This window comes from Streptomyces sp. Ag109_G2-15 (genome assembly GCF_900215565.1).
Lineage (GTDB): Bacteria > Actinomycetota > Actinomycetes > Streptomycetales > Streptomycetaceae > Streptomyces > Streptomyces diastatochromogenes.
Genome location: NZ_OCNI01000001.1, coordinates 3,336,931 through 3,360,709, shown reverse-complemented (window position 1 = coordinate 3,360,709; position 23,779 = coordinate 3,336,931). Strand labels below are relative to the sequence as shown.

Genomic DNA, 23,779 nt, shown 5'->3' with positions numbered 1-23,779 from the left:
CCACCGAAGCGCACAGTCACAACTGAACAGCCGGCACAGCCACAACTGAACACGGTCACCGCACAGCCACAACTGAACAGCTAGCTACGGATGCACAGTCAGCGTCGGCCGGACGAGGGGAGCCTCAGAAGATGTCCGGGCACCACGGTCGCCCGGACGTGCGAAACAGGGCGTCGGCCTTCCGGGCGGCGCCCTCTCGTTCTTCCCGGACCCGGCCGAGGGCCGCGAGCCGTACCAGGGACTCGTCCCCGAGCCAGACCGTGGCCAACTCGCCCACCGGCAGCGTGAGATCGGCGGCGGCACCGCCCGCCGGAGCGCAGGACGCGCCCTCCGGCGAGGCCTCCAGACGGAACCGGCCCCCGGCCAGCCCGTCCCCGTCCACGACCTCCAGCACCAGCGAGCCCGTGCCCTCGTACGTCCGCGCCTCCAGGGCCCCTACGACGTCCAGGATCCGCACCCAGAGCCAGTCCGCGTGGTCGGTGACCCTGGCGGCACGCGGGTCGGGCAGGAAGAACGGCAGCAGGTCGTCCGGGCCACGCCAGCCGCTCTTGACCTTGGTGATCCAGTCGATCGAGCACAGGTACCGCCACAGGGCGCGCTCGGCCGCGGGGGTCGTGGCGATCAGCCAGCTGACGTCGGCGGTGTTGTGCGGCTGCTTGTCGTGCCAGTTGTCGTCCGACCGGTACGACACCAGGCCCTCGACCTCACCGGAGGCGGAGCGGTACACGGCGAAGAACGGCTCGGTCCAGTCCTTGACGAAGAGCACGGTGCCGGTGATCTTCTGCCACCACAGCTCGTCCCGGCTGACCGCACCGGGCTGGGCACGGCGGACCCGCTCGTGCAGCTCCGGGCCGAGCTTGCGGAGGTCCTCGCCGTCCACCAGGTCGATCCGGCCGCCGTCCTCGGGGCCGGACCAGCGCGGATCGAGACCCGCCCGGGGCACCTCGACGGTCCACTCGGTCGTCCAGGTCGCCGGACCGAAACCGTAGCGGCCGTAGATCGGGTACTCCGCCGCGATCAGGGTGGCGAGGACGTCACCGCGCTCCTTCGCCGCCGCGAGGTCCCGGCTCATCATGCGGGTCAGCAGGCCGCGGCGGCGGTGGGTCGGGGTGACCGTGACGTTGGAGATGGCGTTCGCGGGGACGAACGCGCCACCCACCGCGGTGACTTCCTGGGCGAAGGAACGGAAGGTCGCCACGCAGCGGTCGCCGTCGAAGGCACCGAGCACGCGGGAGGACACGCACTGCCGCCGGTGGGCCTCGATCTGGTCCTCGTTCGGCCCCGGTTCTCGCAGGAACCCGGTGTTCAGGGCGCGCAGCCAGCCCTCGAAGTCGGCCTCGGAGACGGTGCGTACGTCGGTCATGGAGCCACCGTAGGCACTCTCCGGACGGCGTGTCGCCCCAATTTCAGCCCGCCATGTCACGCTCGGCACCCCTCACATCAGCAGGTCGTCCACCTGCGCCTCGCCCTCCCGGTAGCGGCGGGCGATCTCGCCGCTGCAGTCGTCGGCGGTGCGCTGCAGGTGCTGGCGGCGCCGGGAAACCTCCTGCTCGTAGCGGACCAGGCGGCCCATGGCCGTGGTCAGCTCCAGGTCGGTACGGGCCTCCAGGTCCGACAGCTCGACCTCGCCGAGCATCTCCGCGGCCAGCCGCCGGTACTCCTCGTTGTGCGGGGTGCCGAGCGTGACATGGCGGGCGGAGGAGCGCTGTCTGGCCGGGGCGTCGGTGAGGATCTCCGGGAGCCGCTCCACCACGGAGGCGTCCGCGGGCGCCGGCACGGACGCCCGGCCGCGCCGGGCCAGTTCCGCGCGCAGGATGTCGATCCGGCCCTGCAGCAGCCGCCGCACATAGCTGAGGTCCGCCTCGTCGCGCTGGGCGTCACGGCGCACCACGCGCAGTTCGGGCAGGCTCAGCCGGGCCAGGTCGTGCTCGGGCGGCTCCGCGGGCAGCGACGCGCCGGACGGGCCCTCGGCGCGCTGCGCGGGCGGCCGGTGGGTCTCCAGCCGCCCCGTACTCGGTGTGCTCATGTGCTTGTGACCGTCCCCTCGACCGGCGTGTGGAAGCATCGTGCCACCCCAAGTGGCCGCTATGTGACCGAGTGCCCCCGAACGGCCGCAGATGGGGGCTTAAGGATCAATAATGGACCGCCTGTGTCCGCGGCCGGGGCACCCGGCATGATGGTCCGCATGCGTGCGGTGGTGCAGAGAGTGGACGGCGCGAGTGTCGTCGTGGACGGCGAGACGGTGGGCGCGATCGAGGGCGAGGGCCTGTGTGTCCTGGTCGGGGTGACCCACGAGGACACCAAGGAGAAGGCGGCCCAACTGGCCCGCAAGCTCTGGTCGATCCGCATGCTGCACGACGAGAGGTCCTGCTCGGACATCGACGCCCCGCTGCTCGTCATCAGCCAGTTCACCCTCTACGGCGACGCGCGCAAGGGCCGCCGCCCCACCTGGAACGCGGCGGCCCCCGGCGATGTCGCCGAGCCCCTGGTGGACGAGGTGGTCGCCCAGCTGCGCGCGCTGGGCGCGACGGTGGCGACGGGTCGGTTCGGGGCGCAGATGCGAGTGTCTCTGACGAACGACGGGCCTTTCACGGTGCTGCTCGAAATGTGACACCCGGCGCTGGGGCTGAGCGGGGGTGGGTCGCGCGGCCCGGCGCTTGCGGGGCACCGCCCGCGCCCACCCGTGCCGCCCCAGCGGCACGACTGCCCGCGGCTTGACGAGACCTACGGCTCGACGACCACTTCCTGAGCGGCAGCCGTCTCCCCCGCCACCAAGCGCGCATCGAGCGGCACGTTCCGCTTCACCAGGGCCAACGCGATCGGGCCCAGTTCGTGGTGGCGTACCGATGTCGTCACGAAGCCGATCTTGCGGCCGTCGGGGCCCTCGTCCGCGAGGCGGATCTCCGTGCCGTGGACCGGCAGGTGGACCTCGCTGCCGTCCAGGTGCAGGAAGACCAGGCGGCGCGGCGGCTTGCCCAGGTTCTGTACCCGGGCCACCGTCTCCTGGCCGCGGTAGCAGCCCTTCTGGAGGTGGACCGCGGTGCCGATCCAGCCCAGCTCGTGCGGGATCGTGCGGTGGTCGGTCTCGAAGCCGACGCGGGGTCGGTGGTGCTCGACGCGCAGCGCCTCGTGGGCGAGCAGACCGGCCGCGGGGCCGTACTCGGCGGCGAAGGACTCCAGGTCGGCGCGGGGCAGGAAGAGGTCACGGCCGTACGCCGTCTCGCGTACGACGACCCCCTCCGGGACCTCGGCGATCGAGCCGGCCGGCAGGTTGACGACCGCGAAGTCGGCGGTGCGGTCGGCGACCTCGACCCGGTAGAAGAACTTCATCGATTCCAGGTAGGCGAGCAGCGCCTCCTGGGTCCCGGGCTCCACATGGGCCCAGACCGTCGTCCCGTCGTCCACCAGGTACAGCGCGTGCTCGATGTGGCCGTGCGCGGAGAGGACCAGGGCCTCGGTGGCCTCGCCCACGGGCAGATCGCTGACGTGCTGGGTGAGCAGCAGATGCAGCCAGCTGAGGCGGTCCTCGCCGGTGACGGTGACCACTCCGCGGTGGGAGAGGTCGACGAATCCGGTGCCGTCGGCGAGGGCACGCTGCTCGCGGAACAGGTCGCCGTAGTGGGCGGCGACACCTTCGTCCACACCCTCGGCGGGGACGGCGCCGGGCAGGGACAGCAGAGGGCTCTTCATACGGGTAAGCCTACGACTTGGTACTTGAACCCTTGAGCGAACAGTCCTGGCAGCGGCCGAAGATCGCGAAGTGCTTCATGTCGGTGTCGAAGCCGAACTGCTGCCGCAGCTTGGCCGTGAACTCCGCCGCCACGTCCACGTCCGCCTCGATGACGTTCTCGCAGTCGCGGCACACCAGGTGCAGATGGTGGTGGCGGTCGGCGAGGTGATAGGTGGGCGCGCCATGGCCGAGGTGGGCGTGGCTGACCAGACCCAGCTCCTCCAGCAGCTCCAGCGTGCGGTACACGGTGGAAATGTTGACCCCCGACGCGGTCTTCCTCACTTCACCGAGGATGTCGTCGGGGGTCGCGTGCTCAAGGGTGTCCACGGCTTCGAGCACGAGTTGCCGCTGCGGCGTCAGCCGATAGCCGCGCTGCCTGAGGTCGCTCTTCCAGTCGGTGCTCACCACACCGACGAGTCTAGAACTACTTGAAGAAGGCGATGCCGTCGTCCGGCATGTCGTCGGGCAGGGCCTTGGCCCAGCGCTCCACGTCCTCCGGGGTGACGACCTTCTTCAGGTGGGCCGACATGTAGGGGCGCAGCTCGACCTCGGGGGTCTGCTTCTCGCCGACCCACATGAGGTCGCTCTTGACGTAGCCGTACAGACGCTGGCCACCGCTGTAGGGCTGGGAGGCGGCCGTGCGCGCGACCGTGTCCGTGACCAGCTCGATCTGCGGCTTCTTCGCGGCCATCTCGCCGTACCAGATCTCGATGACGCCGTCGTCGCGGGTCATCGTCACCTCGACCTTGCGGTCGGCGTCGATCCGCCAGAAGCCGTGCTCCGACTCCAGCGGGCGGACCTTGTTGCCGTCGTTGTCCAGCACCCAGGTGTGGGACTGGTACTCCAGGAAGTCGCGGCCGTCGTGGGTGAAGCTGACCTCCTGCCCGAAGTTGCACTTCTCCGAGCCGGGGAAGTCGTGGACGCCCGCGCCGGCCCAGTTGCCGAGCAGGAAGGCGAGGGGGACCAGGTCCTTGTGGAGGTCGGACGGGATCTCGATCATGAGCGGCAGTTCCTAGGTGTGGGTCAGCGCTGGCCCTGGTACAGCTTCTTCACGGTCAGTCCGGCGAAGGCGAGGACGCCGACGCAGACCAGGACCAGCAGGGTTTCGAAGAAGATCTCCACGGATGCTCCTTGAGCGAGGGTGGGCGTACGACAGAGCCGGGCCCCAGCTTACGCGTCCGGGGCCCGGCGCTCCTGGCCAGGTGCGCCTCAGCCGAGCAGCTGGCTCTGCAGGACGACCGTCTGCTGGAAGGGGACGGCGGGGGCGGTGCCCTTGCGGGACTGCAGGATCACCGCGAAGACGTCCCCCGCGGCGACGTAGGCCTGCCGGACCTGCTCGGCGCCGTACGGCTTCGCCTCGACGTAGGCGGTGCGCTCGACCCGCGAGACGGCGGCCCTCTCGGGGAAGCCCTCGTCGTAGACGGCCTCGCCGGAGCCGCGCACCTGGTAGGCCGGGGTGCTGTAGGCGACGTTGTCGCTCGCGAACTGGTTCTCGACGACGTTCGCCGTGCCGAACTGCAGCAGGTAGATGCGGGTCCGGGTGCCGTCCGGGGTGGTCCAGCCGCGGGCCGCTATGTGCCGCAGACCGGTGTCGACCAGCTTCTGCCGCAGTTCGTCCCGCTCCTCCTTGAGGGCGTACTCCGCCAGGTAGTCCTTCGTCGCCAGCCAGCCGTCCGAGCCGCGCAGCGCCTTGTCCTCGTTGGCGCCCTCGGGCGCGGGCAGGAGCAGGGCGCGCAGGTCGGCGTAGTGGGCGCCGGCCCGGTTCGCGTCGGCGAAGGGCGCGGGGCTGCCGGAGGGCAGCGGCGGCCGGGTCAGCTCGGGGTAGGCCCAGCGGCCGTCCGAGGCGGTGGCCAGACCGGGGACGTCCGTCCGGTCCATCCGGGTGATCCCGTACGCCGTTCCCGCCCCGACCGCCGCGAAGACGGCGAGGGCCGCGGTCCAGCGCAGGAGCGCGCGCAGGGCGCGGCGGTCCTTGCCGGGGGCGGGCAGCGGGGCCTCGGGCTGCTCACTGGTCACGATCGTCGTCTCCGGTGCCGTCTCCTGCTCGCTCATACGGCCTCCCCCGGTTCGGCGATGCGGTCGAGTTGGGTGCGCAGGAGCTTCGCGACCCCCTCGGTGTCGAGTGGCTGCCCGCCGGTCGCGGTGGCGGTGACCAGGATGTCGCCGACGTACGCGGAGCAGAGCACCGTGTCGAGGTCCTCGTCGGTGCCCTTGGGCGAGCGGAAGCACCTGGCGTTCTCGTGGCCTTGGATCTTCGGGCCCGCGCGCAGGCTTCCCAGGGCGTCGAGGAACGCGTTCTGGTAGGTCGAGGCCGAGCGGACTGCGGCCCTGTCCTCCATCCGGGCCAGCACGATGCTCACCGAGTAGTCGCCGTCGTTCCACATGTCGGCCTGTGACGCCCCGCTGAAATAGCTGCGCATCGCCATGCCCTTGATGTGCTGCCGGTCGATCTGCTTCTCCAGCCGCCGGCGCAGGGACCGGGGCAGACCGCTCACCGACTCCTTCCGCAGGGCGGTGGCCTGGGCACCGCTGAGCTGGGCGTCGGAGCCGAACTGTCCGATGTCGGGGCCGCGGACCCAGAGGCCGGTCCCGAACGGTACGAGCATGCCGGCGAGCCCGTGCCGCGTCGCCGCTGCCTTGTCCTTGTCGGCGGTCACCTTGGGGAACTTCCAGACGGGAGCACCCGCGTCACGGTCGGCGCCCCGCACGGTCACGACGGTGTATCCCACTCCGGCGACGAGGGCCGCGGCCAACAGCGCGGAACCGACGACGGCGGCGATACGGCCCCGGCGCCGGGGCTCGTTCTGCTTCTCGGTCACAGCCGCTCCATCTGCCGCTCGGCCAGGTCCCTGATCGTCTTCTTGCTGATCGGCTTGGTGCCGTAGATCCAGATCTCCATCGCGATGTCCCCGCGCCAGGCATGCGCCTCGGCGCTGTAGAACGGCCCGCGGTTGTACGCATACGCCCTGCCGTCCCCTGTTCCGGGGATGCTCCAGCTGTCGGTCGGGGACGCGGACTCCGCGTCGTCCTGGAGGTTGTGGCTGGTGTCGACGGCGCCCATGGAGTCCTCCTGCCGGTACTGGACCAGCCGGATGTTCACGGCGTACGCGCTGCCGACCTTCCAGCCGGTGACGGCCGCCCGGCGGAACTCGTGCGCATCGAGATCGCTGAACTTGTCTCCCGGGTCGGGGTACTCGTCGGCGTACGCGGCCAGGCCCATCCAGCCGTCGGCCGGCACCCAGTTCGCCTCCCTCGCACCGTTCGGCTTCGCCAGCAGCAGCTTGCGCAGGTCGCCGTCGGTCCTGACCTCGCGGTCCTGCGCGGCCGAGAGCGGCTCGACCTCGCCCGTGGCCTGCTTGATCACCGGCTGGGAGAGCGACGGCAGCTTCGTGGGCCTGCGGTCGGCCTGGACGACGTACCCCGCACAGGTGCCGGCGACCAGGCCGAGCACGGCGGCGGCGCCGATCAGCTGGGGCGTACGGCCGCGCCAACGTGGTCTTTCTTCTGGTTCTGCCAGCACTTCTGGTTCTGCCAAGACGTCTCCCTGGATACTCCCTGGACAACGGGAAGCGTGGATTCCGCCATCCGCGCGCACAGAAGACTCATGGCATGTGCATGGAGTTGTAGGGGGACGGATTACGATTCGGACATGGCGAAGAAGCTCGTGATCAAGGTGACCGCCGGGGCCGACGCACCCGAGCGCTGCTCACAGGCGTTCACGGTGGCGGCGGTGGCCGTGGCCAGCGGGGTCGAGGTCTCGTTGTGGCTGACCGGGGAGTCGTCCTGGTTCGCGCTGCCGGGGCGGGCGGCCGAGTTCGAGCTGCCGCATGCCGCTCCGCTGCCGGACCTGATCGACTCGATCCTCGCGGCCGGCCGCATCACGCTGTGCACGCAGTGCGCCGCCCGGCGCGAGATCACCGAGAAGGACGTCCTGGAGGGCGTACGGATCGCGGGCGCGCAGGTCTTCGTACAGGAGGCGCTGGGGGACGAGACGCAGGCGCTCGTCTACTGAGCAGCCCGTCTCACGTCTTGGGCCGCTTCTTGCCGTCCAGCTCGTCCCACCACTCGTCGGACTGCGGGTCGCCCGAGGGGTCGTCCCACCAGCGGTCGTCGGGGCCGCGCCGGTTGGCCACCATCGCGGCCACCGGCGGGATGATCATGGCGACCACGCACATCCCGACCGCCGCGGGGATCGACCAGAAGCGCACGACTCCCCAGGCCAGGACGAAGAGGACGAGGCAGATCCCCATCATGGCGAAGTAGATGTGACGTCGCCGAGCCAGCATGAGTCCAGGGTAGATCCGGGCAGGCCGAAGGGCCGCACCCCAGGCGTCCAACCCGGGGGGTGCGGCCCTTCAAGCGGTGCCGAGGTTGCTCAGACCGCGATCGCCACCTCCGCGAGACCGCCCTGCTGGGCGACGACCGTGCGGTCGGCGGTGGCACCGGGAACCAGGGCACGGACGGTCCAGGTGCCCTCGGCCGCGTAGAAGCGGAACTGCCCCGTGGCGGAGGTGGGGACCTCCGCGGTGAACTCGCCGGTCGAGTCCAGCAGACGGACGTAGCCGGTCACCGGCTCGCCGTCGCGGGTCACCTGACCCTGGATCGTGGTCTCACCGGGCTTGATCGTCGAGGCGTCCGGGCCGCCGGCCTTCGCTCCACACATGTCTATCTCCAGAGGGGTCTGACCAGAAGGTCGGTCGGGATGGGTTACTTGTTGGCGCCGAGCTCGATCGGCACGCCGACGAGGGAGCCGTACTCGGTCCAGGAGCCGTCGTAGTTCTTGACGTTCTGGACGCCGAGCAGCTCGTGCAGCACGAACCAGGTCAGGGCCGAGCGCTCACCGATGCGGCAGTAGGCGATCGTGTCCTTGGCGAGGTCCACGCTCTCCTCGGCGTACAGCTCCTTCAGCTCGTCGTCCGACTTGAAGGTGCCGTCGTCGTTGGCGTTCTTCGACCACGGGATGTTGCGGGCGGTCGGGACGTGGCCCGGACGCTGCGACTGCTCCTGCGGGAGGTGCGCCGGGGCGAGCAGCTTGCCGGAGAACTCGTCGGGCGAGCGGACGTCGACCAGGTTCTGCGCGCCGATCGCGGCGACCACGTCGTCGCGGAAGGCACGGATGGAGGTGTCCTGCGCCTTGGCCTTGTAGTCGGTCGAGGCACGCTCGGGCACGTCGGAGCCGTCGACCAGCTCGCGGGCGTCCAGCTCCCACTTCTTGCGGCCGCCGTCGAGGAGCTTGACGTTCTCGTGGCCGTACAGCTTGAAGTACCAGTAGGCGTACGACGCGAACCAGTTGTTGTTGCCGCCGTAGAGGATCACCAGCGTGTCGTTGGCGATGCCCTTCTTCGACAGGAGCTTCTCGAAGCCCTCCTGGTCGATGAAGTCACGGCGGACCGGGTCCTGGAGGTCCTTGGTCCAGTCGATGCGGATCGCGTTCTTGATGTGGTTCTTCTCGTAGGCGGACGTGTCCTCGTCCACCTCCACGATGGCGATCGTGGGGTCGTCCAGGTGGTCCTGGACCCAGTCGGCGTCTACGAGGACGTCGCTGCGGCTCATGCTCTTTCTCCTCCGGGGCAGTTGCGGCGAGGCGTGCGAGTGCGTACGGGTGCGGTTCCGGTTTCGTCCGGAGGCGCACGGGTGCCCTTCCAGCAGGGCAGGGGTGAGATGCGGAAGTCGGGGACTTTCGCTCAGAAGGGGCGACAGAGCATGGCGGCAACGCGGCACAGGTCGACTGCCCGCCGCTTTGTGAGATCCGCCTGTCGCTTCATGGGCCCGATCGTAGGGACGTCCGGGCGGGCGTGTCACCGGTGTGTCGGATTTTGAGACGCGATCGTCCGAATGCCGGGACAAGAGAAGCGCCCGGGGCGTCGGCGGGACGACCTCCGGGCGCTTGCGCCGCTCATGCATCTGCGGTGCGGACGAGGGTGTCTCGCCTGTCGGACACCCGCCGTTCCACCGCCTGTCGTACTACCCCGCCAGCCTGACGTCCGAACCCTTCACGCTGATCTCCACACCGTCCTGGGCGGCCTGCACCTTGTCCAGCTTGATACCGCCGGGCAGCTGGCCGATCTTCACCTCGGAGACGTCGACCGCCTGGTTGCCGAACTTGGGCAGCCCATCGGCGTGCACCTTCACGGTGTCGCCCTGGAGCGTGACCGTGCCGAGCACCGGGAGCGGCACACCGGCGACCACGACCGTGGCCCTGACCTTGCCGTTTCCGCCGTAGGCGAGGCCGGTCACCTTGCCGGTGGCGCCCAGGGGCAGGTCGACCGGCTCGTCCTTGACCGCGTTCAGCAGCTGGTCGTAGGCGATCGTCGCGGTGCCGGTGGCGGTGGCCGCGGTGGCGGAGCTGTAGTCGCCGGAGAAGTCGACGCCCTTCATGTCGGCCGAGAGGTCGTCGATGCGGATGGTCTTGCCGTTGGTGCCGGTGGCCGCCTCGTAGTCCTTGATGCCGACCTCGACGTCGTCCAGGGAGCCGCCCGCGACCTGGGTGAGGAACGGGAAGCCCTTGATGTTCACGTCCGGGGTCGACGCCAGGTTCTCCGACGTCCGCAGCTTGTCCGCGGCCTCGCCCTCGGCGAAGTGCACGGCGACACGGTCGGCGATCACGAAGAGCCCGCCCAGGATCACGACGAGGATCAGGATTATTCGCAGGGCGCGCATGGTGGTGTTTCCCCCGGGTCGGCGGTCGTGTGCGGTGGTGTACCGGTACGCCACGGTAACCGGACGCACCGGACCGCCGGGGGATTGTGGATCACCTGTGACAAGGGCCCGGTTCAGCGGCCGGCCGCGGCAACGGTTGCCGCGAGCAGCGCGGCGACGCAGAGGGCGAGGAGTACGCCGCTCACCGCCGCGCCGTCGACCCGCCGGGGCCGCCGGGCGTGGGGGGCGGGACCGCGGCCGGCGTCGGGAGCGTCAGCCGCACTACCGGCCAGCCCGTGATGGAACGGCGGGAGCGCATACGCCGGCCAGTCGCGCGTCCGGTCTCGCGGCGCCGCGTGCCTCTGCTGCCGCCGGCACTCCTCGTACGGCAGACCTCCGCCACCCCTCATGCGCGGTGCTCCTGTCCCTGGTGCTGCCGGAGCAGGACGTTCGCGTCGGTCTCGGCACTGCGGTCGAACACCGCCCGCGCGGCCTCCCGCCGCTCCCCCAGCTGCAGGCACGCCGGGCACCCAGGCACCGGCCGGGGCGGACGGCTGACGACGTCGAGCGGCGCGGACGGCAGTGCCGCGGTGCGGTCGTTCGCGGCGCGCACACCGGCGTGCAGCCGTTCCCGGTCCGTGGCCGGACGCAGCGCGTCGGGGTCGGCCTGCCATTCGCGGCCGCCGCCGACGGGGCGCAGCATCGCGTACGGCCCCGACCGGTCCTGGTACTCACCGACTCTGTCGGTGGCGGGATCGTAGAGCAGAGTTCCGAGCTCCATGAGTTTACCTCCTTTTGCCCAACATCTATACGGAATGCGACAGTTGGACTACTCTGCGTATTCCTGGGTGTTACGAGCATGGCCCAGGACGGAGGCGGATACGCGCAGAACGGCCGCTAGTTCCACAGCGGGCGCTCCAAATTCCACAAATTCCACAGCCGGGAGGGGTGCGGTGCCGCAGCGGAGGGCGATCACGGGGCGCAGTCAGGAGCCGAGGTTGCGGTTCGCGGAGGAGCTGCGCTTATTGCGGGCCGAGCGGGGCGTGTCCCTGCGGGGCCTGGCGGAGGTGGTGGGCTGGGACGCGTCCCAGTTCGGCAAGCTGGAGAACGGGCACACGCTGGGCGGCCCTGAGGTGATCCAGGCGCTGGATCAGTACTACGGCACCAACGGGATGCTGCTCACGCTGTGGGAGCTGGCAGTGGCCGACCCGACGCAGTTCAAGGAGCGGTATCGGCGGTACATGGTGTTGGAGGCCGAGGCGGTGAGTATGTGGCAGTACTCGCCGAGCATCATCCACGGCCTGTTGCAAACGCCCGAGTACGCCACCGAACTGCTCACGCAGGGCGGGCTGACGGGGGCGGAGCTGGACAAGCAAGTCCTGGCCCGTATGGGGCGTCGTGAGCTGCTACTCGCAGACGGCGGGCCGCAGTTCCGCACCATCCTCTCCGAGACGGTGCTGCGCAGCCCGCTCCGTGACCTGGCCGCTTGGCACGCGCAATTGCGCCATCTTCTGGTGATGGGAGGGAGCCCCAACGTCACCATCCAGGTGCTGCCGTTGGCGAAGGGGCTGCACGGATTGACGAACACCGACACCATGTTCCTGCACGGCGCCGGCCGGATCGTCGCCTGGGTCGAGACCGGCTACTCGGGCGAACTAGTCCAGGAAACTACGGCTGTCGACCAGCTCCAGCTCCGATACGATCGAGTACGCGATTTGGCCCTAACTCCGGACGAATCGCGGGAGTTCATCGGACGGATCCTGGAGGAGGCGCCATGCGAGCCATCGATCTGAGCACCGTCACGTGGCGCAAGAGCAGTTACAGCAACCAGGACGGCGGCGCCTGCGTCGAAGTCGCGGACAACCTCCCCCTCGTCCCCGTCCGCGACAGCAAGGCCCCCTCCCAGGGCGCCCTCCTCTTCGAGGCCGGCGCCTGGGCCGCCTTCGTGGACGGAGTCAAGCGCGAGGGGCGCTAAGCCAGCGCACGCCCCAGTACCCACACCACCGGCGCCGCCGCCGACAAGGGAAGTGCCACCCCCGCCGTGAAGTGGACGAAGCGGGACGGGTAGTCGTAGCTGGCCACCCGATGTCCGATCAGGGCGCAGATCGCCGCCGCCGCTCCCAGGGCCGCGCCCTTCGTGCCGAAGCCCGTCATGCCGCCGACCGCGATACCCGCGCCGGAGGCGGCAAGCAGGGAGACCACGACCGACGCCGGGGTCGGCAGGGGCAGGGCGCGGGCCAGGACGGCTACCGCGACCGCCGCCGCGCCGACCGAGACCGCGTGCGGCTGGGCGGCGAGGTAGCCCGTGGCCAGGACCGCGAGGGACGAGGAGGCGACCGTGGCCATCAGGCCGTACATCCGCTCGTCCGGTGAGGCGTGCGAGCGGAGCTGGAGGACCAGGGAGAGCAGGACCCAGACGCCCAGGGGGCCGAGGATCGCGGCCGGTGCGTGGTCGCGGCCCGCGGCCAGGACAGCCGCGTCCGCGGTGAGTCCGCCCAGGAAGGCCAGCGCGATGCCCTGCCGGGCGGGCCACATGCCGTTCAGCCGGAACCAGCCCGCCGCCGTCACGGCCTGGAGCATCACCAGCGGTACGACGAGGGCGTACGAGGCGATGGCGGCCGTCACCGCGAGGAGCAGGCCCAGCCCGGCGGTGAGCAGCGCCGGCTGCATGCCGGGCTCGATGATCGGGGAGCGGCCCTCCAGGCGGGCGCGCTGCGCGTCGGTGACGCGGGAGTTGCCGGCGAGCGTGGCGGGGCCGTAGGCGGTGGCCGCCTCGGCCTCGGGAGCGGGCTCCGGCTGCTGCGGCTGAGGGGGCTGGGGGGCCGGTGCCTGCGGGGCGTACGGCTCCTGCGGCGGCAGGTACGACGTCTCCGCCGCCCGCACGTGCGCGTGTGTCTGCGTCTCCCAGGTCTGGCCCTGCCACTGCTGGGTGTACTGCTGGTCGTAGCCCTGCTGCGGGTACGCGTCGGCGTACTGGTCGTACCCGGCCTGGGACTGCCCGGGCCAGGCCTGCGGCGCCGCCTGGTGCTGCTGCTGTCCGTACGGGTCGTACCCCTCGTACGGCCCGCCCTGATACGGCTGGTCGCTCATCGCCTCATCCTCCTGCGAACGGCGGGAGCACCTCGACCGTGCCGCCCTCGGCCAGCCGTACCGTCTCATGCGCACGGGTCCCCACGGGGTGACCGTCGACGATGAAGGAGCATCGCTGCAGGACGCGCGTGAGTTCACCGGGGTGTCGCTCACGCACCGCGGCGAGCGCGTCGGCGAGCGTGGCCGCGGCGTACGGCTCCTCGGCGACCTGGGCCGCGGCCTTGGCAGCGGCCCAGTAGCGGACCGTGACCTTGGGCATCTGGTTCCTCAATCGACAGCGAGAGACACATCAAAAGATTGTTGGAGTCAGGCTAGCTCGCCCTCGCGGCCACCCAGTCGCCGATCCGGGCCAGCAGGGCCTCGTCCGCCGCGTGTTCGGCGTGGCCCATGCCGGGCTCCAGCCAGAGTTCGCCGTGGTCACCGGCGGCCTCGGCGAGCATCCGGGGGTGGTCGAGGGGGAAGTAGCCGTCGCGGTCGCCGTGCACGATGAGGAGCGGGGTGGGGGCGATCCTCGGGACGGCCTGGACCGGGGAGAGCGGCACCGGGTTCCACTCGCGGTGGTGGATGCGGGTGCGCAGGCCGTAGCGGCCGACCAGGCGGCCCTCGGGGCGGGTGACCAGCCAGTGCAGGCGGCGCATGGGGGCCGTACCCCGGTAGTACCAGCGCGCGGGGGCGCTGACCGAGACCACCGCGTCGACCGTGCCCGGGTACAGGGCCGCGTGCCGCAGCACCACCGAGCCGCCCATGGAGAAGCCGACGGTCACCACGCGCGCGTGCCCGAAGCCGCGCGCCCACTCCACCGCGGCGGCCAGGTCCAGCACCTCCTTGTCGCCGACCGTGGACCGGCCGCCCGAGGCACCGTGGCCGCGGAAGGAGAAGGTGACGACGGCGCCGTAACGGGCGAGCACGTCCGCCACCCTTCGTACATGCGGCCGGTCCACGTCCCCGGTGAAGCCGTGGGCGATCACGAACGCCGGGCCATCGGAGGGTGTACGGGAGGCGTCCGGCACTGCTTCGTATACGACCGCTGCCGGGTTGTATACGGAATCGACCGGAACACCGTCAGCCGTGCACAGAAACGTCCGGATAGGGGCCTTTCTGCCTGTCTCGCTATTCGGACGAACGGTGGAACGTGCCGCATGACCTGCCGGACGGTTGCTCATGTGGGCTATTCTGCTGGGCAGAGGACTCGGGCAGCGTAGCCCCCGGGTCCTTTTGTGCTTTCGGAAGCGTTGTATACGAAGCGGGAAACCTCAGGTGACCGCTGATGTACGGGGCCTTCGGGATCGCAGAGCAGTGCCGCACCGCACACGTCCTCGCAGGGACCGAGGAGGAACCAGACGTATGAGTTCTCTGCTGCTCCTGACCAACGCCCTCCAGCCGTCGACGGAGGTGCTGCCCGCGCTCGGCCTGCTCCTGCACAATGTGCGGGTCGCCCCGGCCGAGGGACCCGCTCTCGTCGACACCCCCGGCGCCGACGTCATCCTCATCGACGGCCGCCGTGACCTGCCGCAGGTGCGCAGCCTCTGTCAGCTGCTGCGCTCGACCGGCCCCGGCTGTCCGCTTCTCCTCGTCGTCACCGAGGGCGGCCTGGCCGCCGTCACCGCCGACTGGGGCATCGACGACGTCCTGCTCGACACCGCGGGCCCGGCCGAGGTCGAGGCCCGGCTCCGGCTCGCGATGGGCCGGCAGCAGATCGTCGCCGACGACTCCCCGATGGAGATCCGCAACGGCGACCTGTCCGTGGACGAGGCGACCTACTCGGCCAAGCTCAAGGGCCGGGTCCTGGACCTCACCTTCAAGGAGTTCGAGCTCCTCAAGTACCTCGCCCAGCACCCGGGCCGGGTCTTCACCCGCGCCCAGCTGCTGCAGGAGGTGTGGGGCTACGACTACTTCGGCGGCACCCGGACCGTCGACGTGCACGTACGGCGGCTGCGCGCCAAGCTCGGCCCCGAGCACGAGTCGCTGATCGGGACCGTCCGGAACGTCGGTTATCGATTCGTTACGCCCGAAAAAGGCGACCGGTCCGCTGACGAGGCCAAGGCCAAGGCGGACCGGGCAAAGGCGGAAGATGCGGACGCATCGGCGGCCCTGGACGGGTCCGAGGTCCACGTCGACGCATAGCGGAGGCATGGGAACCGCTTGTGCGGGGCATTGCTTCCGCACAGGCGGGATCCGATACGCCCTGCCCAGAGCGGGTCCATCCGCGTAGACTCCGCGCGTGGCCAAGGTGACTCGGGATGATGTGGCACGGCTGGCTGGAACTTCCACCGCCGTCGTCAGTTATGTCATCAACAACGGACCCCGGCCGGTCGCCCCGGCCACGCGCGAGCGTGTCCTCGCGGCGATCAAGGAGCTGGGGTACCGGCCCGACCGGGTCGCCCAGGCCATGGCGTCACGGCGCACCGACCTCATAGGCCTGATCATCCCGGACGCCCGCCAGCCCTTCTTCGGCGAGATGGCGCACGCCGTCGAGCAGGCCGCCTCCGAGCGCGGGAAGATGGTGCTGGTCGGCAACACCGATTACATCGGCGAACGCGAGGTGCACTACCTGCGCGCGTTCCTCGGTATGCGGGTGTCCGGCCTGATCCTGGTCTCCCACGCCCTGAACGATCTGGCCGCGGCCGAGATCGAGGCCTGGGACGCCCGGGTGGTGCTGCTGCACGAGCGCCCGGAGGCCATCGACGACGTCGCCGTCGTCACCGACGACCTGGGCGGCGCCCAGCTCGCCGTACGCCACCTGCTGGAGCACGGCTACGAGTACGTCGCCTGTATGGGCGGTACGGCCGAGACGCCGGCCGTCGGCGACCCGGTCTCCGACCACGTCGAGGGCTGGAAGCGGGCCATGGCCGAGGCGGGCGTCTCCACCGAGGGCCGCTTGTTCGAGGCGCCGTACAACCGCTACGACGCCTACCGCGTGGCCCTGGAGGTGCTCGCCGGCCCGAACCGGCCGCCCGCCGTCTTCTGCTCCACCGACGACCAGGCGATCGGCCTGCTGCGGGCCGCGCGCGAGCTGCGCATCGACGTGCCCGGGGAGCTGGCGGTGGCCGGGTTCGACGACATCAAGGAGGCGGCGCTCGCCGACCCGCCGCTGACGACGATCGCCTCGGACCGCTCGGCGATGGCCCGGGCCGCGGTGGACCTCGTCCTGGACGACGGGCTCAGGGTGGCGGGCTCGCGGCGCGAGCGGCTGCGGACGTTCCCGTCCCGGCTGGTGGTCCGCACGAGCTGCGGCTGCGGGGTCTGAGCCCAGGCTTCCTCATATCGGGCAAACGAGGTTCTGCCGGGCTTCTCAGGGAGCACTCAGGAAGCTCTCATGGTCGCGGGTCATGCTCATTGTCATGACCGAGAGCCAGGGCGCATACAACCAGCAGCACAGCTACTCCGCTCCCGTGAACCCCGAGTGGCCGCCCCCGCCGCCGTACGAGCCCCCGACGGCCACGATGCCGGCCCCCGAGCCCGCCCCCGCGCCGCGGCGGAAGCGCACCCGCGGCCCGATCGGGCTGCTCGCGGCGGTGGCGATCGTCGCGGCCGCGGTCGGCGGCGGCACCGCCTACGCCTTCCAGGAGCTGACCGGCAAGGACACGGTCTCCTCCTCCGGTACGACCACCACGGTGGTCCCCTCCAGCAAGAAGGGCGACGTCGCCACGATCGCCGCCGCCGTCAGCCCGAGCGTGGTCGAGGTCCAGGCGACGCTCAGCAACGGCTCGTCCACCGGCTCGGGCGTGATCATCGCCAGTGACGGCGAGATCGTCACCAACAACCACGTCGTCTCCGGCGCCACCTCGATCAAGGTGCGCACCAGCGACGGCAAGAGCTACACCGCCGAAGTCGTCGGCACCGACAGCTCCAAGGACCTCGCACTGATCAAGCTGAAGGGCGCCTCCGGTCTGAAGGCCGCCTCGCTCGGCAACTCCTCGAACGTCCAGGTCGGCGACACGGTCGTCGCGATCGGCTCCCCCGAGGGCCTGACCGGCACCGTCACCAGCGGCATCGTCTCCGCGCTCGACCGTGACGTGACCGTCTCCACGGACGAGAACCAGGGCCAGAACCAGGGCGGCGACGGGCAGTGGCCGTTCCAGTTCGGCGGCCGCCAGTTCAACGGCGACACGGGCTCGTCCACCACCACCTACAAGGCGATCCAGACGGACGCCTCGCTCAACCCCGGCAACTCCGGCGGCGCGCTGATCGACGCGAGCGGCAACATCATCGGGATCAACTCCGCGATGTACTCGTCGAGTTCGCAGGCCTCGTCCTCCTCGGACGCGGGCAGCATCGGCCTGGGCTTCGCCATCCCCGTCAACACCGTCAAGTCCGACCTGGCCAAGCTGCGGGCGGGCTCCACCAGCTGAGACCCCCCGCGGGGCACGAGGGAGTACGTCATGATCGAGCAGGTTTCCCACCAGGCCGCCGGCACCGGTCCGGCCGACCTCACCCTGGCCCTCTCCGTCGCGCACGCGCTGCACGCGCTGACCTCGGTCCCGCGCGCCCCGGAGGTGCCGCCGGTCCCCCAGCTGATGGGCCTGCGCACCTCCACCGACCGCCCGCACCGCCGCAAGGTGCCGCTGCACCGCCTCGCCGGGTTCCGCGAGCTGAGCACGCTGGGCGCCTGAGCCCGGCGCACGTTCCCGGCGGCCTCGACTCGTGCGAGGCTGAGAGACACCCGTCCACCCGACCCACCGCACCCCGAGGAATCGCGAGCGATGAGCCCCGCCGAAGGCGACCGTGACCCCCAGCGCATCCTGATCGTCGACGACGAGCCCGCCGTCCGCGAGGCGCTCCAGCGCAGCCTCGCCTTCGAGGGGTACGACACGCAGGTCGCCGTCGACGGCGCGGACGCGCTGGACAAGGCCCAGGCCTACCGGCCCGACCTGGTCGTCCTGGACATCCAGATGCCGAGGATGGACGGGCTGACGGCGGCGCGCCGCATCCGGGGCGCGGGGGACACCACGCCGATCCTGATGCTCACGGCCCGCGACACCGTGGGCGACCGGGTGACGGGGCTGGACGCGGGCGCCGACGACTACCTGGTCAAGCCCTTCGAGCTGGACGAACTCTTCGCCCGCATCCGCGCCCTGCTGCGCCGCAGCACCTACGCGGCGGCCGTGTCCGCCGAGGCCCAGGAGGACGAGGCGCTGACCTTCGGCGACCTGCGCATGGACCTCGCGACGCGGGAGGTCACCCGGGCCGGCCGCCAGGTCGAACTGACCCGTACGGAGTTCACCCTCCTGGAGATGTTCATGGCCCACCCGCGCCAGGTCCTCACCCGCGAGCAGATCCTCAAGGCGGTGTGGGGCTTCGACTTCGAGCCGTCGTCCAACTCCCTGGACGTCTATGTCATGTACCTGCGCCGCAAGACGGAGGCCGGCGGCGAGCCGCGGCTCGTGCACACGGTCCGGGGTGTGGGGTACGTCCTTCGTCAGGGCGGCGCGGAGTGAACAAGCTGGTACGCCGGTACCGGGCCCTGCCGATCCGCGCGCGCCTCGCGATGCTGGTGGCGGCGGCGGTCGCGTTCGCGGTGGCCGCGGTGTCGGTCACGTGCTGGTTCATCGTGGAGCGGAAGCTGTACGACCAGCTCGACAGCGATCTGCTGAAGGCCTCGTCGCCCCAGCGGCCGGGGGACACGATGACCACGCTGGAGTCGTGCCCGCAGAAGCCGAGCGGGTCCGACATCGGCGGCTTCCGCATCCACAGCAACTACTACCAGCTCGTGAAGCGGGACGGCACCGCCTGTGTGTTCGCGAACTCCGCGGGCCGGGTGAAGACCACCTCCGCCGACATCGAGGTCATCACCGAAGCGTCGGCCCGCGGCGGCATGGTGCACCAGAACTACCTCGTGCGGACCGGCACTGACTCCGAGGGCAACGCGGTGCGCGTGCTGACCCAGCCGCTGACCATCACCCAGGGTCCGGGAACTCCGCCCCAGCTGTATCCGGACACTGGTCTCCAGGTCGCCATCCCGCTGAAGAACACCCAGAACACCCTCAACGACCTCGCCCTGATCCTGCTTCTCGTCTCCGGCATCGGAGTGATCGGGGCCGGCGCGGCGGGACTCGCGGTGGCCCGTGCGGGACTGCGTCCGGTCGACAAGCTCACGGAGGCCGTCGAACACGTCGCACGGACCGAGGACCTGAGTGTCCGCATCCCCGTGGAGGACGAGAGCGAGGACGAGGTCGCCCGGCTCTCGCGCTCCTTCAACTCGATGACCACCGCGCTGGCCAGCTCCCGCGACCTGCAGCAGCAGCTCATCGCGGACGCCGGCCATGAACTGCGCACCCCGCTCACCTCCCTGCGCACCAACATCGAACTGCTCACCCGCAGCGAGGAGACGGGCCGCCCGCTCCCCCCGGAGGACCGCAAGGCGCTCCTCGCCTCGGTGAAGGCGCAGATGACGGAACTGGCCGCCCTCATCGGTGACCTGCAGGAACTGTCCCGCTCGGAGGGCCAGCGAGGCGAACGCGTCCAGGTCGTCTCCTTCCAGGACACCGTCGAGGCCGCCCTGCGCCGGGCCCGCCTGCGCGGTCCTGAGCTGACGATCACGGCGGACCTGGAGGCCTGGTTCGTCCGCGCGGAGCCCTCCGCCCTGGAGCGGGCGATCGTCAACATCCTCGACAACGCGGTGAAGTTCAGCCCCGAGGGCGGCACGATCGAGGTCCAGCTGACCGACGGCGCCCTGACCGTCCGCGACCACGGCCCCGGCATCCCCGCCGACGAACTCCCCCACGTCTTCGACCGCTTCTGGCGCTCCCCCAGCGCGAGGGCCCTCCCGGGCTCGGGCCTGGGCCTGTCCATCGTGGCCCGCACGGTACAACAGGCGGGCGGCAAGGTGACGCTGGCACGGGCGGAGGGCGGCGGCACGGTGGCGACGGTACGGCTACCGGGGGCGGCTACGGCTCCGCCGGAGGTTCCGTGAAAGACACGGGACCGACATCGTAGGTGTCGCCGATCGCCCGCCTCCAGTGCGCATCGAAGTCGGGAAGGAGATGGGGCGTCTTCAGCGATGGCTCTGCGCAGCGCGTTCGGTGTCCGCTCTCGGACGCAGCTGAGACGGCCGCGGCAACCTTCCCCGCCCCCGCGGCAACTCCAAGTCACCCCACACCACCACCGGGACTGGAGTCGCCCATGAGCCCCCGCACCCCCCGCCACCGCAGAAGCCGCCAGGCCCTGGCCCTTGGCCTGCCCCTCGCCGTGACCGCTGCCGGCGCCCTGGCCTACGGCCTCTTCGGGGCCGGTACCCAGCCGAAGGCATCCGCCGCCACCGCCGCCGTACCCGCCTCCACCCCCTGGACGGACATGAGCGGCTTCTCCTGGAAGAACGACCGGTTCGCCGAGTACAGGAACACCGGGGCGGGCGCCGGCGCCGCGAGCAGCGACCGGCCCCAGCTGACCGACGCCCAGGCCGCACAGCAGGAGGTCGCGGACTGGCTGGGGGACTGGACGCCCGCCGCCTCCTGACCTGACGTCGACGCCCCGCTCTATGATCCCTCCGCACAAGTGTCCGAGGAGAGATCGGTGGGCGGGGCGTGGACACGTACGACGGCGGGATCGAGCGCGAGTACCGCGAGCGGAAGAAGAGATCGTCTTTCATAGCCCTCTTCATGGGGCTGCTGGGGCTGAACGCCTTCTTCCAGACGAACCGGCACCACACCATGCCCGAGTGGGTCCCGGCGTCACTCGCCGCGAGCTACCTCCTGCTGGCCGCACACGTGCTGCTGTACATGCGCCGCGCCCGCACGCTCGTCGGGGCCCGTGGGATCACCGCACGGCGGGCCCTGACCGAACGCAGCCGGTCCTGGCACGAGATCTACGACATCCGGGCCGAGCCAGTGCCGAACACCACCGCGTACTCCCGCAAGTGGATCACGTACCTGTACGACACCGACGGCCGCCGGTTCGTCCTGCCGCACATGGACGGCTGGCAGCTGGACGACCCGCCGACCGAGGTCGCCACGCTGAAAGAGGCCGCCGCCCGGCACCGGGGCATGGGGTGGGAACAGCGGCCCGAGGTGGAGGCGCGGATCCGGCGCAGGGCCGGGCACCACAAGGCGTGGGAGCGGGCGATCACCGCCGGCGTCATCGCCCTCCTCTGCGGATTCCTGCTGTGGCTGGTGCTCAGGTTCACCACGCCGCATCCGCCGACGCTCCTCCTCTTCCTGTGGCTCCCGCTGGGCACCTTCGCCGCCGTCGCCGCCCTGCTGCACTGGCGCTGGGAGTCCCAGGTTCCCTGGGCCCTGCGACAGCGCTGAGCGGCGGCTCCTTACCAGCGCAGGATCATCGTCTCCTCCGGCGCCGGTGCCGCGGCCGCCTCCGGCAGCGGCGACGCCAGGCGTGCGTACGCGCCGCCCCGCGCCAGCAGTTCCCCGTGCGTCCCCGCCTCCACCAGGCGGCCGTGCTCGACGACCAGGATGCGGTCGGCGTCCGGGGCGAGGCTCAGGTCGTGGGTGATCATGATGGTCGTACGGCCGGACATCAGACGGCGCAGGGGCTGGACGACCTGGCGGGCGGCCACCGCGTCCAGGCCCGCCGTGGGCTCGTCCAGGACTAGGACCGGGGCGGCGCGCAGCATCGCGCGGGCGATGGCGATGCGCTGGAGCTGACCGCCGGAGAGCGCGGCCGTGCCCGGGGCGATGTGGGTGTCGTAGCCGTCGGGCAGGGCGGTGACGAAGTCGTGGGCCGCCGCGTCCCGGGCCGCCTGCTCGATCTCGGTGTCGGTGGCGCCGGGGCGGCCGCAGCCGATGTTCTCGCGGATGGTGCCGTTGAGGATCAGCGTCTGCTGCGGCAGCAGGGCGATCTGCTCGCGCAGGAAGTGCAGCGGTACGTCGGTGAGCGGGACGCCGTCGAGGGTGATCACGCCGGTCGAGGGGTCGTAGAAGCGGGTGAGGAGCTTGGCGAGGGTGGACTTGCCGGCGCCGCTCGCGCCGGTGACCAGGACCAGCTCGCCCGGTCCGGCGGTGAAGCCCACGCCCCTCAGGGAGGCGCGGCGGGACTCCGGGTAGCGGAAGGAGACGCCGTGGAAGCCGACCCAGCCCTGGACCGGCCAGGGCGCCACCGGTTCGACCGGATCCGTGACCGACGGCTCGGCGTCGAGGATCTCCCCGATGCGCTGCGCGCCGGCGGTGGCCGCGGTGACGGTGAGGCCGAGCTGCCCGAGGCTGCGGATCGGCGGGTACAGGTAGCCGAGGAAAGCGGCGAAGGCGAGCAGTTGCCCGAGGCTCATCCGGCCGGCCGAGATCTCCCAGACCCCGAGTCCGATGACCGCGAGCACGCACAGCGTCTCGACGACCTCGACGAACTGCTCGTACATCTCGCTCAGCCGCGCCCCGCGCACACTGGCCCGCATCCAGGAGCGGGCCTCGCGGTCGAGCCGCCGCTCCTCGTCCCGCTGCCGGTTGTAGGCCTGGGTGAGCACGACGTTGCCCAGCGACTCCTGCACCACCGAGGTGATCGCGCCGTCGGCGACCCGCTCGTCCCGGGACGCCTGCTGGATACGGCCGGAGAAGCGGCGGGCGGCGAGCAGGAACAGGGGCGCGAGGACGAAGGTGGCCAGCGCCAGGTCCCAGCGCAGCCAGAAGGCGGCGCACGCGTAGAAGACGGCGGAGAACGCGGCGGAGACGGCCCCCACCACACCCGACACCACCAGCTGCTCGATGGACTCGACGTCCCCGGTGAGCCGCTCGACCAGGTCCCCCTGCCGATGCTTCTGGAAGAAGTGCGGCGGCAGACCCTGCACATGCCGGAAGACGGCCGCCCGCAGCCGCAGCACGAATCTCTCGGCGGTCCAGGTGGCCAGCGAGTTGCCGAGGTAGCCGACCAGCGCGGCGAGCGCGGCCACCCCGAGCCAGGCACCGGCCGGCCCCCAGAAGGCGGCCAGCGAACCGGCCTTCAGGGCGTGGTCGGTCAATTCGGCGAACAGCAGGATCGCCGTGGTCTCCGCGACCGCGGCGACCACCACACACGCCACGATCACCATCAGCCATCTGCGGTCCCCGCGCGTCAGCGGCCAGAACCGGCGAAAGGCCTCGCGGGCTTCCCGCACCATCGACAACTCCTTTCCACAGCTGTGGACATGGCCGAGGCGGGGCCATCGGTGCGACCACACGACACCGAATGACCCCGCCTCACGGCGCGCTGTCTCAGCCCTTGCCACCGACCGGCCGACGCTTCGGCGCGGGCACGGGCTTCTTCGGCGCCGGCTTCTTCGGGGCCGGGGCGGGCTTGTGGTGCTTCTTGACGGGGGCGAGCTTGTGGAAAGACATTGGCTTTTCCTTTCGAGTCGTTCGCTTTCGACATGGAAAACATTACGGGATTCGAGAGCCGGAA

31 protein-coding genes and 1 pseudogene are annotated in these 23,779 nt (G+C 70.8%); 12 read left to right on the top strand and 20 right to left on the bottom strand.

The window, feature by feature from the left end; translation table 11 throughout:
• Nucleotides 1–124 precede the first annotated feature (124 nt).
• Complete coding sequence (locus CRP49_RS15080) at nt 125–1,363, bottom strand: GNAT family N-acetyltransferase (protein ID WP_097253821.1); 1,239 nt, start codon at nt 1,361–1,363, stop codon at nt 125–127.
• A gap of 72 nt (nt 1,364–1,435) precedes the next feature.
• Nucleotides 1,436–2,026 (bottom strand): aerial mycelium formation protein, encoded by a 591-nt coding sequence (locus tag CRP49_RS15075; RefSeq protein WP_097253820.1) that lies wholly within the window; start codon nt 2,024–2,026, stop codon nt 1,436–1,438.
• 159 nt (nt 2,027–2,185) lie between these two features.
• Here CRP49_RS15075 and dtd point away from each other — a divergent pair, with 159 nt between their 5' ends.
• Nucleotides 2,186–2,611, top strand: a complete 426-nt coding sequence (gene dtd / locus CRP49_RS15070; protein ID WP_097257365.1) for a D-aminoacyl-tRNA deacylase — start codon at nt 2,186–2,188, stop codon at nt 2,609–2,611.
• A 113-nt stretch (nt 2,612–2,724) separates the two neighbouring features.
• Here the strand turns inward: dtd and CRP49_RS15060 are convergent, their stop codons facing one another.
• The 6 genes from CRP49_RS15060 to CRP49_RS15030 all read right to left on the bottom strand — a co-directional run bounded on the left by CRP49_RS15060 (nt 2,725) and on the right by CRP49_RS15030 (nt 7,265).
• Complete coding sequence (locus CRP49_RS15060; RefSeq protein ID WP_097253818.1) at nt 2,725–3,690, bottom strand: folate-binding protein YgfZ; 966 nt, start codon at nt 3,688–3,690, stop codon at nt 2,725–2,727.
• Between the two features lie 10 nt (nt 3,691–3,700).
• The gene (locus CRP49_RS15055) at nt 3,701–4,138 is read right to left on the bottom strand and encodes a Fur family transcriptional regulator (protein ID WP_097253817.1); all 438 of its coding nucleotides are present in this window, start codon (nt 4,136–4,138) and stop codon (nt 3,701–3,703) included.
• 16 nt (nt 4,139–4,154) lie between these two features.
• A complete protein-coding gene (locus CRP49_RS15050; RefSeq protein ID WP_097253816.1) occupies nt 4,155–4,730 on the bottom strand; it encodes an FABP family protein in 576 nt (191 codons plus the stop codon).
• Nucleotides 4,731–4,939: 209 nt separating this feature from the next.
• A complete protein-coding gene (locus tag CRP49_RS15040; protein WP_097253815.1) occupies nt 4,940–5,782 on the bottom strand; it encodes a hypothetical protein in 843 nt (280 codons plus the stop codon).
• Nucleotides 5,779–6,549 (bottom strand): hypothetical protein, encoded by a 771-nt coding sequence (locus tag CRP49_RS15035; protein WP_097253814.1) that lies wholly within the window; start codon nt 6,547–6,549, stop codon nt 5,779–5,781. The genes CRP49_RS15040 and CRP49_RS15035 overlap by 4 nt, the downstream gene beginning before the upstream one ends.
• On the bottom strand, nt 6,546–7,265 hold the full coding sequence (locus tag CRP49_RS15030; RefSeq protein ID WP_257033406.1) for a hypothetical protein: 720 nt from the start codon (nt 7,263–7,265) through the stop codon (nt 6,546–6,548). The genes CRP49_RS15035 and CRP49_RS15030 overlap by 4 nt, the downstream gene beginning before the upstream one ends.
• A 114-nt stretch (nt 7,266–7,379) precedes the next feature.
• On the opposite strand from CRP49_RS15030, the gene CRP49_RS15025 reads away from it, so the two are divergent.
• Nucleotides 7,380–7,742 (top strand): DsrE family protein, encoded by a 363-nt coding sequence (locus CRP49_RS15025; protein ID WP_094217032.1) that lies wholly within the window; start codon nt 7,380–7,382, stop codon nt 7,740–7,742.
• Between the two features lie 10 nt (nt 7,743–7,752).
• On the opposite strand, the gene CRP49_RS15020 is transcribed toward CRP49_RS15025, so the two are convergent.
• The 7 genes from CRP49_RS15020 to CRP49_RS14990 all read right to left on the bottom strand — a co-directional run bounded on the left by CRP49_RS15020 (nt 7,753) and on the right by CRP49_RS14990 (nt 11,150).
• Nucleotides 7,753–8,016 (bottom strand): DUF3099 domain-containing protein, encoded by a 264-nt coding sequence (locus CRP49_RS15020; RefSeq protein WP_097253813.1) that lies wholly within the window; start codon nt 8,014–8,016, stop codon nt 7,753–7,755.
• Nucleotides 8,017–8,105: 89 nt separating this feature from the next.
• Complete coding sequence (locus CRP49_RS15015) at nt 8,106–8,393, bottom strand: DUF1416 domain-containing protein (RefSeq protein ID WP_010351646.1); 288 nt, start codon at nt 8,391–8,393, stop codon at nt 8,106–8,108.
• A gap of 44 nt (nt 8,394–8,437) precedes the next feature.
• Nucleotides 8,438–9,283: a sulfurtransferase gene (locus tag CRP49_RS15010; RefSeq protein WP_097253812.1), complete on the bottom strand. Its 846-nt coding sequence runs from the start codon at nt 9,281–9,283 to the stop codon at nt 8,438–8,440.
• 131 nt (nt 9,284–9,414) lie between these two features.
• Nucleotides 9,415–9,495: an Ms5788A family Cys-rich leader peptide gene (locus tag CRP49_RS49100; protein ID WP_350751515.1), complete on the bottom strand. Its 81-nt coding sequence runs from the start codon at nt 9,493–9,495 to the stop codon at nt 9,415–9,417.
• A gap of 199 nt (nt 9,496–9,694) precedes the next feature.
• Nucleotides 9,695–10,390 (bottom strand): DUF2993 domain-containing protein, encoded by a 696-nt coding sequence (locus CRP49_RS15000; protein WP_097253811.1) that lies wholly within the window; start codon nt 10,388–10,390, stop codon nt 9,695–9,697.
• 113 nt (nt 10,391–10,503) lie between these two features.
• Nucleotides 10,504–10,779 carry a hypothetical protein gene (locus CRP49_RS14995; protein ID WP_097253810.1) on the bottom strand — a complete coding sequence of 92 codons (276 nt, stop codon included), beginning with the start codon at nt 10,777–10,779 and terminating at the stop codon, nt 10,504–10,506.
• Complete coding sequence (locus tag CRP49_RS14990; protein WP_097253809.1) at nt 10,776–11,150, bottom strand: hypothetical protein; 375 nt, start codon at nt 11,148–11,150, stop codon at nt 10,776–10,778. The genes CRP49_RS14995 and CRP49_RS14990 overlap by 4 nt, the downstream gene beginning before the upstream one ends.
• 172 nt (nt 11,151–11,322) lie before the next feature.
• Here CRP49_RS14990 and CRP49_RS14985 point away from each other — a divergent pair, with 172 nt between their 5' ends.
• Together CRP49_RS14985 and CRP49_RS14980 are read left to right on the top strand one after the other, a co-directional pair.
• The gene (locus CRP49_RS14985) at nt 11,323–12,162 is read left to right on the top strand and encodes a helix-turn-helix transcriptional regulator (RefSeq protein WP_097253808.1); all 840 of its coding nucleotides are present in this window, start codon (nt 11,323–11,325) and stop codon (nt 12,160–12,162) included.
• Nucleotides 12,144–12,344, top strand: coding sequence for a DUF397 domain-containing protein (locus CRP49_RS14980; RefSeq protein WP_097253807.1), 201 nt, complete (start codon nt 12,144–12,146; stop codon nt 12,342–12,344). Before CRP49_RS14985 ends, CRP49_RS14980 begins: the two co-directional genes overlap by 19 nt.
• Here CRP49_RS14980 and CRP49_RS14975 read toward each other — a convergent pair.
• The 3 genes from CRP49_RS14975 to CRP49_RS14965 are packed head-to-tail and all read right to left on the bottom strand — an operon-like array spanning nt 12,341 to nt 14,622.
• A complete protein-coding gene (locus CRP49_RS14975) occupies nt 12,341–13,459 on the bottom strand; it encodes a hypothetical protein (protein ID WP_097253806.1) in 1,119 nt (372 codons plus the stop codon). The two genes, CRP49_RS14980 and CRP49_RS14975, sit on opposite strands and share 4 nt — an antisense overlap.
• Before the next feature lie 4 nt (nt 13,460–13,463).
• Nucleotides 13,464–13,718 carry a MoaD/ThiS family protein gene (locus tag CRP49_RS14970; protein ID WP_097253805.1) on the bottom strand — a complete coding sequence of 85 codons (255 nt, stop codon included), beginning with the start codon at nt 13,716–13,718 and terminating at the stop codon, nt 13,464–13,466.
• A gap of 52 nt (nt 13,719–13,770) precedes the next feature.
• The gene (locus CRP49_RS14965; RefSeq protein WP_097253804.1) at nt 13,771–14,622 is read right to left on the bottom strand and encodes an alpha/beta hydrolase; all 852 of its coding nucleotides are present in this window, start codon (nt 14,620–14,622) and stop codon (nt 13,771–13,773) included.
• 181 nt (nt 14,623–14,803) lie between these two features.
• On the opposite strand from CRP49_RS14965, the gene CRP49_RS14960 reads away from it, so the two are divergent.
• The 8 genes and pseudogenes from CRP49_RS14960 (at nt 14,804) to CRP49_RS14925 (ending at nt 21,705) form a co-directional block, all read left to right on the top strand.
• Nucleotides 14,804–15,583 carry a response regulator transcription factor gene (locus CRP49_RS14960; protein ID WP_094217020.1) on the top strand — a complete coding sequence of 260 codons (780 nt, stop codon included), beginning with the start codon at nt 14,804–14,806 and terminating at the stop codon, nt 15,581–15,583.
• A gap of 97 nt (nt 15,584–15,680) precedes the next feature.
• The gene (locus tag CRP49_RS14955; RefSeq protein ID WP_097253803.1) at nt 15,681–16,706 is read left to right on the top strand and encodes a LacI family DNA-binding transcriptional regulator; all 1,026 of its coding nucleotides are present in this window, start codon (nt 15,681–15,683) and stop codon (nt 16,704–16,706) included.
• A 94-nt stretch (nt 16,707–16,800) separates the two neighbouring features.
• Nucleotides 16,801–17,811, top strand: a complete 1,011-nt coding sequence (locus CRP49_RS14950) for a S1C family serine protease (protein WP_097253802.1) — start codon at nt 16,801–16,803, stop codon at nt 17,809–17,811.
• A 30-nt stretch (nt 17,812–17,841) separates the two neighbouring features.
• Nucleotides 17,842–18,072 (top strand): hypothetical protein, encoded by a 231-nt coding sequence (locus CRP49_RS14945; RefSeq protein ID WP_097253801.1) that lies wholly within the window; start codon nt 17,842–17,844, stop codon nt 18,070–18,072.
• Nucleotides 18,073–18,162: 90 nt separating this feature from the next.
• Nucleotides 18,163–18,897 (top strand): response regulator transcription factor, encoded by a 735-nt coding sequence (locus CRP49_RS14940; RefSeq protein ID WP_094217016.1) that lies wholly within the window; start codon nt 18,163–18,165, stop codon nt 18,895–18,897.
• Entirely contained in the window at nt 18,894–20,372 is a 1,479-nt protein-coding gene (locus tag CRP49_RS14935; protein ID WP_097253800.1) for a cell wall metabolism sensor histidine kinase WalK, read from the top strand. The genes CRP49_RS14940 and CRP49_RS14935 overlap by 4 nt, the downstream gene beginning before the upstream one ends.
• A 359-nt stretch (nt 20,373–20,731) precedes the next feature.
• Nucleotides 20,732–20,914: pseudogene (locus CRP49_RS14930) on the top strand (pectin esterase); the annotation flags it as partial.
• 68 nt (nt 20,915–20,982) lie between these two features.
• Nucleotides 20,983–21,705 (top strand): PH domain-containing protein, encoded by a 723-nt coding sequence (locus CRP49_RS14925; protein WP_097253799.1) that lies wholly within the window; start codon nt 20,983–20,985, stop codon nt 21,703–21,705.
• A gap of 11 nt (nt 21,706–21,716) precedes the next feature.
• Here CRP49_RS14925 and CRP49_RS14920 read toward each other — a convergent pair whose 3' ends face one another.
• Both CRP49_RS14920 and CRP49_RS47865 read right to left on the bottom strand, forming a co-directional pair.
• Entirely contained in the window at nt 21,717–23,498 is a 1,782-nt protein-coding gene (locus CRP49_RS14920; protein WP_097253798.1) for an ABC transporter ATP-binding protein, read from the bottom strand.
• Nucleotides 23,499–23,592: 94 nt separating this feature from the next.
• The gene (locus CRP49_RS47865; RefSeq protein WP_257033405.1) at nt 23,593–23,715 is read right to left on the bottom strand and encodes a hypothetical protein; all 123 of its coding nucleotides are present in this window, start codon (nt 23,713–23,715) and stop codon (nt 23,593–23,595) included.
• Nucleotides 23,716–23,779: the final 64 nt, after the last annotated feature.

Coding starts and splice junctions, on each gene's coding strand:
- CRP49_RS47865 (WP_257033405.1), bottom strand. CDS start 23,715: ATGTCTTTCCACAAGCTCGCCCCCGTCAAGAAGCACCACAAGCCCGCC.
- CRP49_RS14975 (WP_097253806.1), bottom strand. CDS start 13,459: ATGAGCGACCAGCCGTATCAGGGCGGGCCGTACGAGGGGTACGACCCG.
- CRP49_RS15000 (WP_097253811.1), bottom strand. CDS start 10,390: ATGCGCGCCCTGCGAATAATCCTGATCCTCGTCGTGATCCTGGGCGGG.
- CRP49_RS14965 (WP_097253804.1), bottom strand. CDS start 14,622: ATGAGCAACCGTCCGGCAGGTCATGCGGCACGTTCCACCGTTCGTCCG.
- CRP49_RS14995 (WP_097253810.1), bottom strand. CDS start 10,779: ATGAGGGGTGGCGGAGGTCTGCCGTACGAGGAGTGCCGGCGGCAGCAG.
- CRP49_RS14980 (WP_097253807.1), top strand. CDS start 12,144: ATGCGAGCCATCGATCTGAGCACCGTCACGTGGCGCAAGAGCAGTTAC.
- CRP49_RS14945 (WP_097253801.1), top strand. CDS start 17,842: ATGATCGAGCAGGTTTCCCACCAGGCCGCCGGCACCGGTCCGGCCGAC.
- CRP49_RS14960 (WP_094217020.1), top strand. CDS start 14,804: ATGAGTTCTCTGCTGCTCCTGACCAACGCCCTCCAGCCGTCGACGGAG.
- CRP49_RS15010 (WP_097253812.1), bottom strand. CDS start 9,283: ATGAGCCGCAGCGACGTCCTCGTAGACGCCGACTGGGTCCAGGACCAC.
- CRP49_RS14990 (WP_097253809.1), bottom strand. CDS start 11,150: ATGGAGCTCGGAACTCTGCTCTACGATCCCGCCACCGACAGAGTCGGT.
- CRP49_RS15015 (WP_010351646.1), bottom strand. CDS start 8,393: ATGTGTGGAGCGAAGGCCGGCGGCCCGGACGCCTCGACGATCAAGCCC.
- CRP49_RS15020 (WP_097253813.1), bottom strand. CDS start 8,016: ATGCTGGCTCGGCGACGTCACATCTACTTCGCCATGATGGGGATCTGC.
- CRP49_RS49100 (WP_350751515.1), bottom strand. CDS start 9,495: ATGAAGCGACAGGCGGATCTCACAAAGCGGCGGGCAGTCGACCTGTGC.
- CRP49_RS15050 (WP_097253816.1), bottom strand. CDS start 4,730: ATGATCGAGATCCCGTCCGACCTCCACAAGGACCTGGTCCCCCTCGCC.
- CRP49_RS15075 (WP_097253820.1), bottom strand. CDS start 2,026: ATGAGCACACCGAGTACGGGGCGGCTGGAGACCCACCGGCCGCCCGCG.
- CRP49_RS14970 (WP_097253805.1), bottom strand. CDS start 13,718: ATGCCCAAGGTCACGGTCCGCTACTGGGCCGCTGCCAAGGCCGCGGCC.
- CRP49_RS14920 (WP_097253798.1), bottom strand. CDS start 23,498: ATGGTGCGGGAAGCCCGCGAGGCCTTTCGCCGGTTCTGGCCGCTGACG.
- CRP49_RS14950 (WP_097253802.1), top strand. CDS start 16,801: ATGACCGAGAGCCAGGGCGCATACAACCAGCAGCACAGCTACTCCGCT.
- CRP49_RS14940 (WP_094217016.1), top strand. CDS start 18,163: ATGAGCCCCGCCGAAGGCGACCGTGACCCCCAGCGCATCCTGATCGTC.
- dtd (WP_097257365.1), top strand. CDS start 2,186: ATGCGTGCGGTGGTGCAGAGAGTGGACGGCGCGAGTGTCGTCGTGGAC.
- CRP49_RS15080 (WP_097253821.1), bottom strand. CDS start 1,363: ATGACCGACGTACGCACCGTCTCCGAGGCCGACTTCGAGGGCTGGCTG.
- CRP49_RS15060 (WP_097253818.1), bottom strand. CDS start 3,690: ATGAAGAGCCCTCTGCTGTCCCTGCCCGGCGCCGTCCCCGCCGAGGGT.
- CRP49_RS15025 (WP_094217032.1), top strand. CDS start 7,380: ATGGCGAAGAAGCTCGTGATCAAGGTGACCGCCGGGGCCGACGCACCC.
- CRP49_RS15040 (WP_097253815.1), bottom strand. CDS start 5,782: ATGAGCGAGCAGGAGACGGCACCGGAGACGACGATCGTGACCAGTGAG.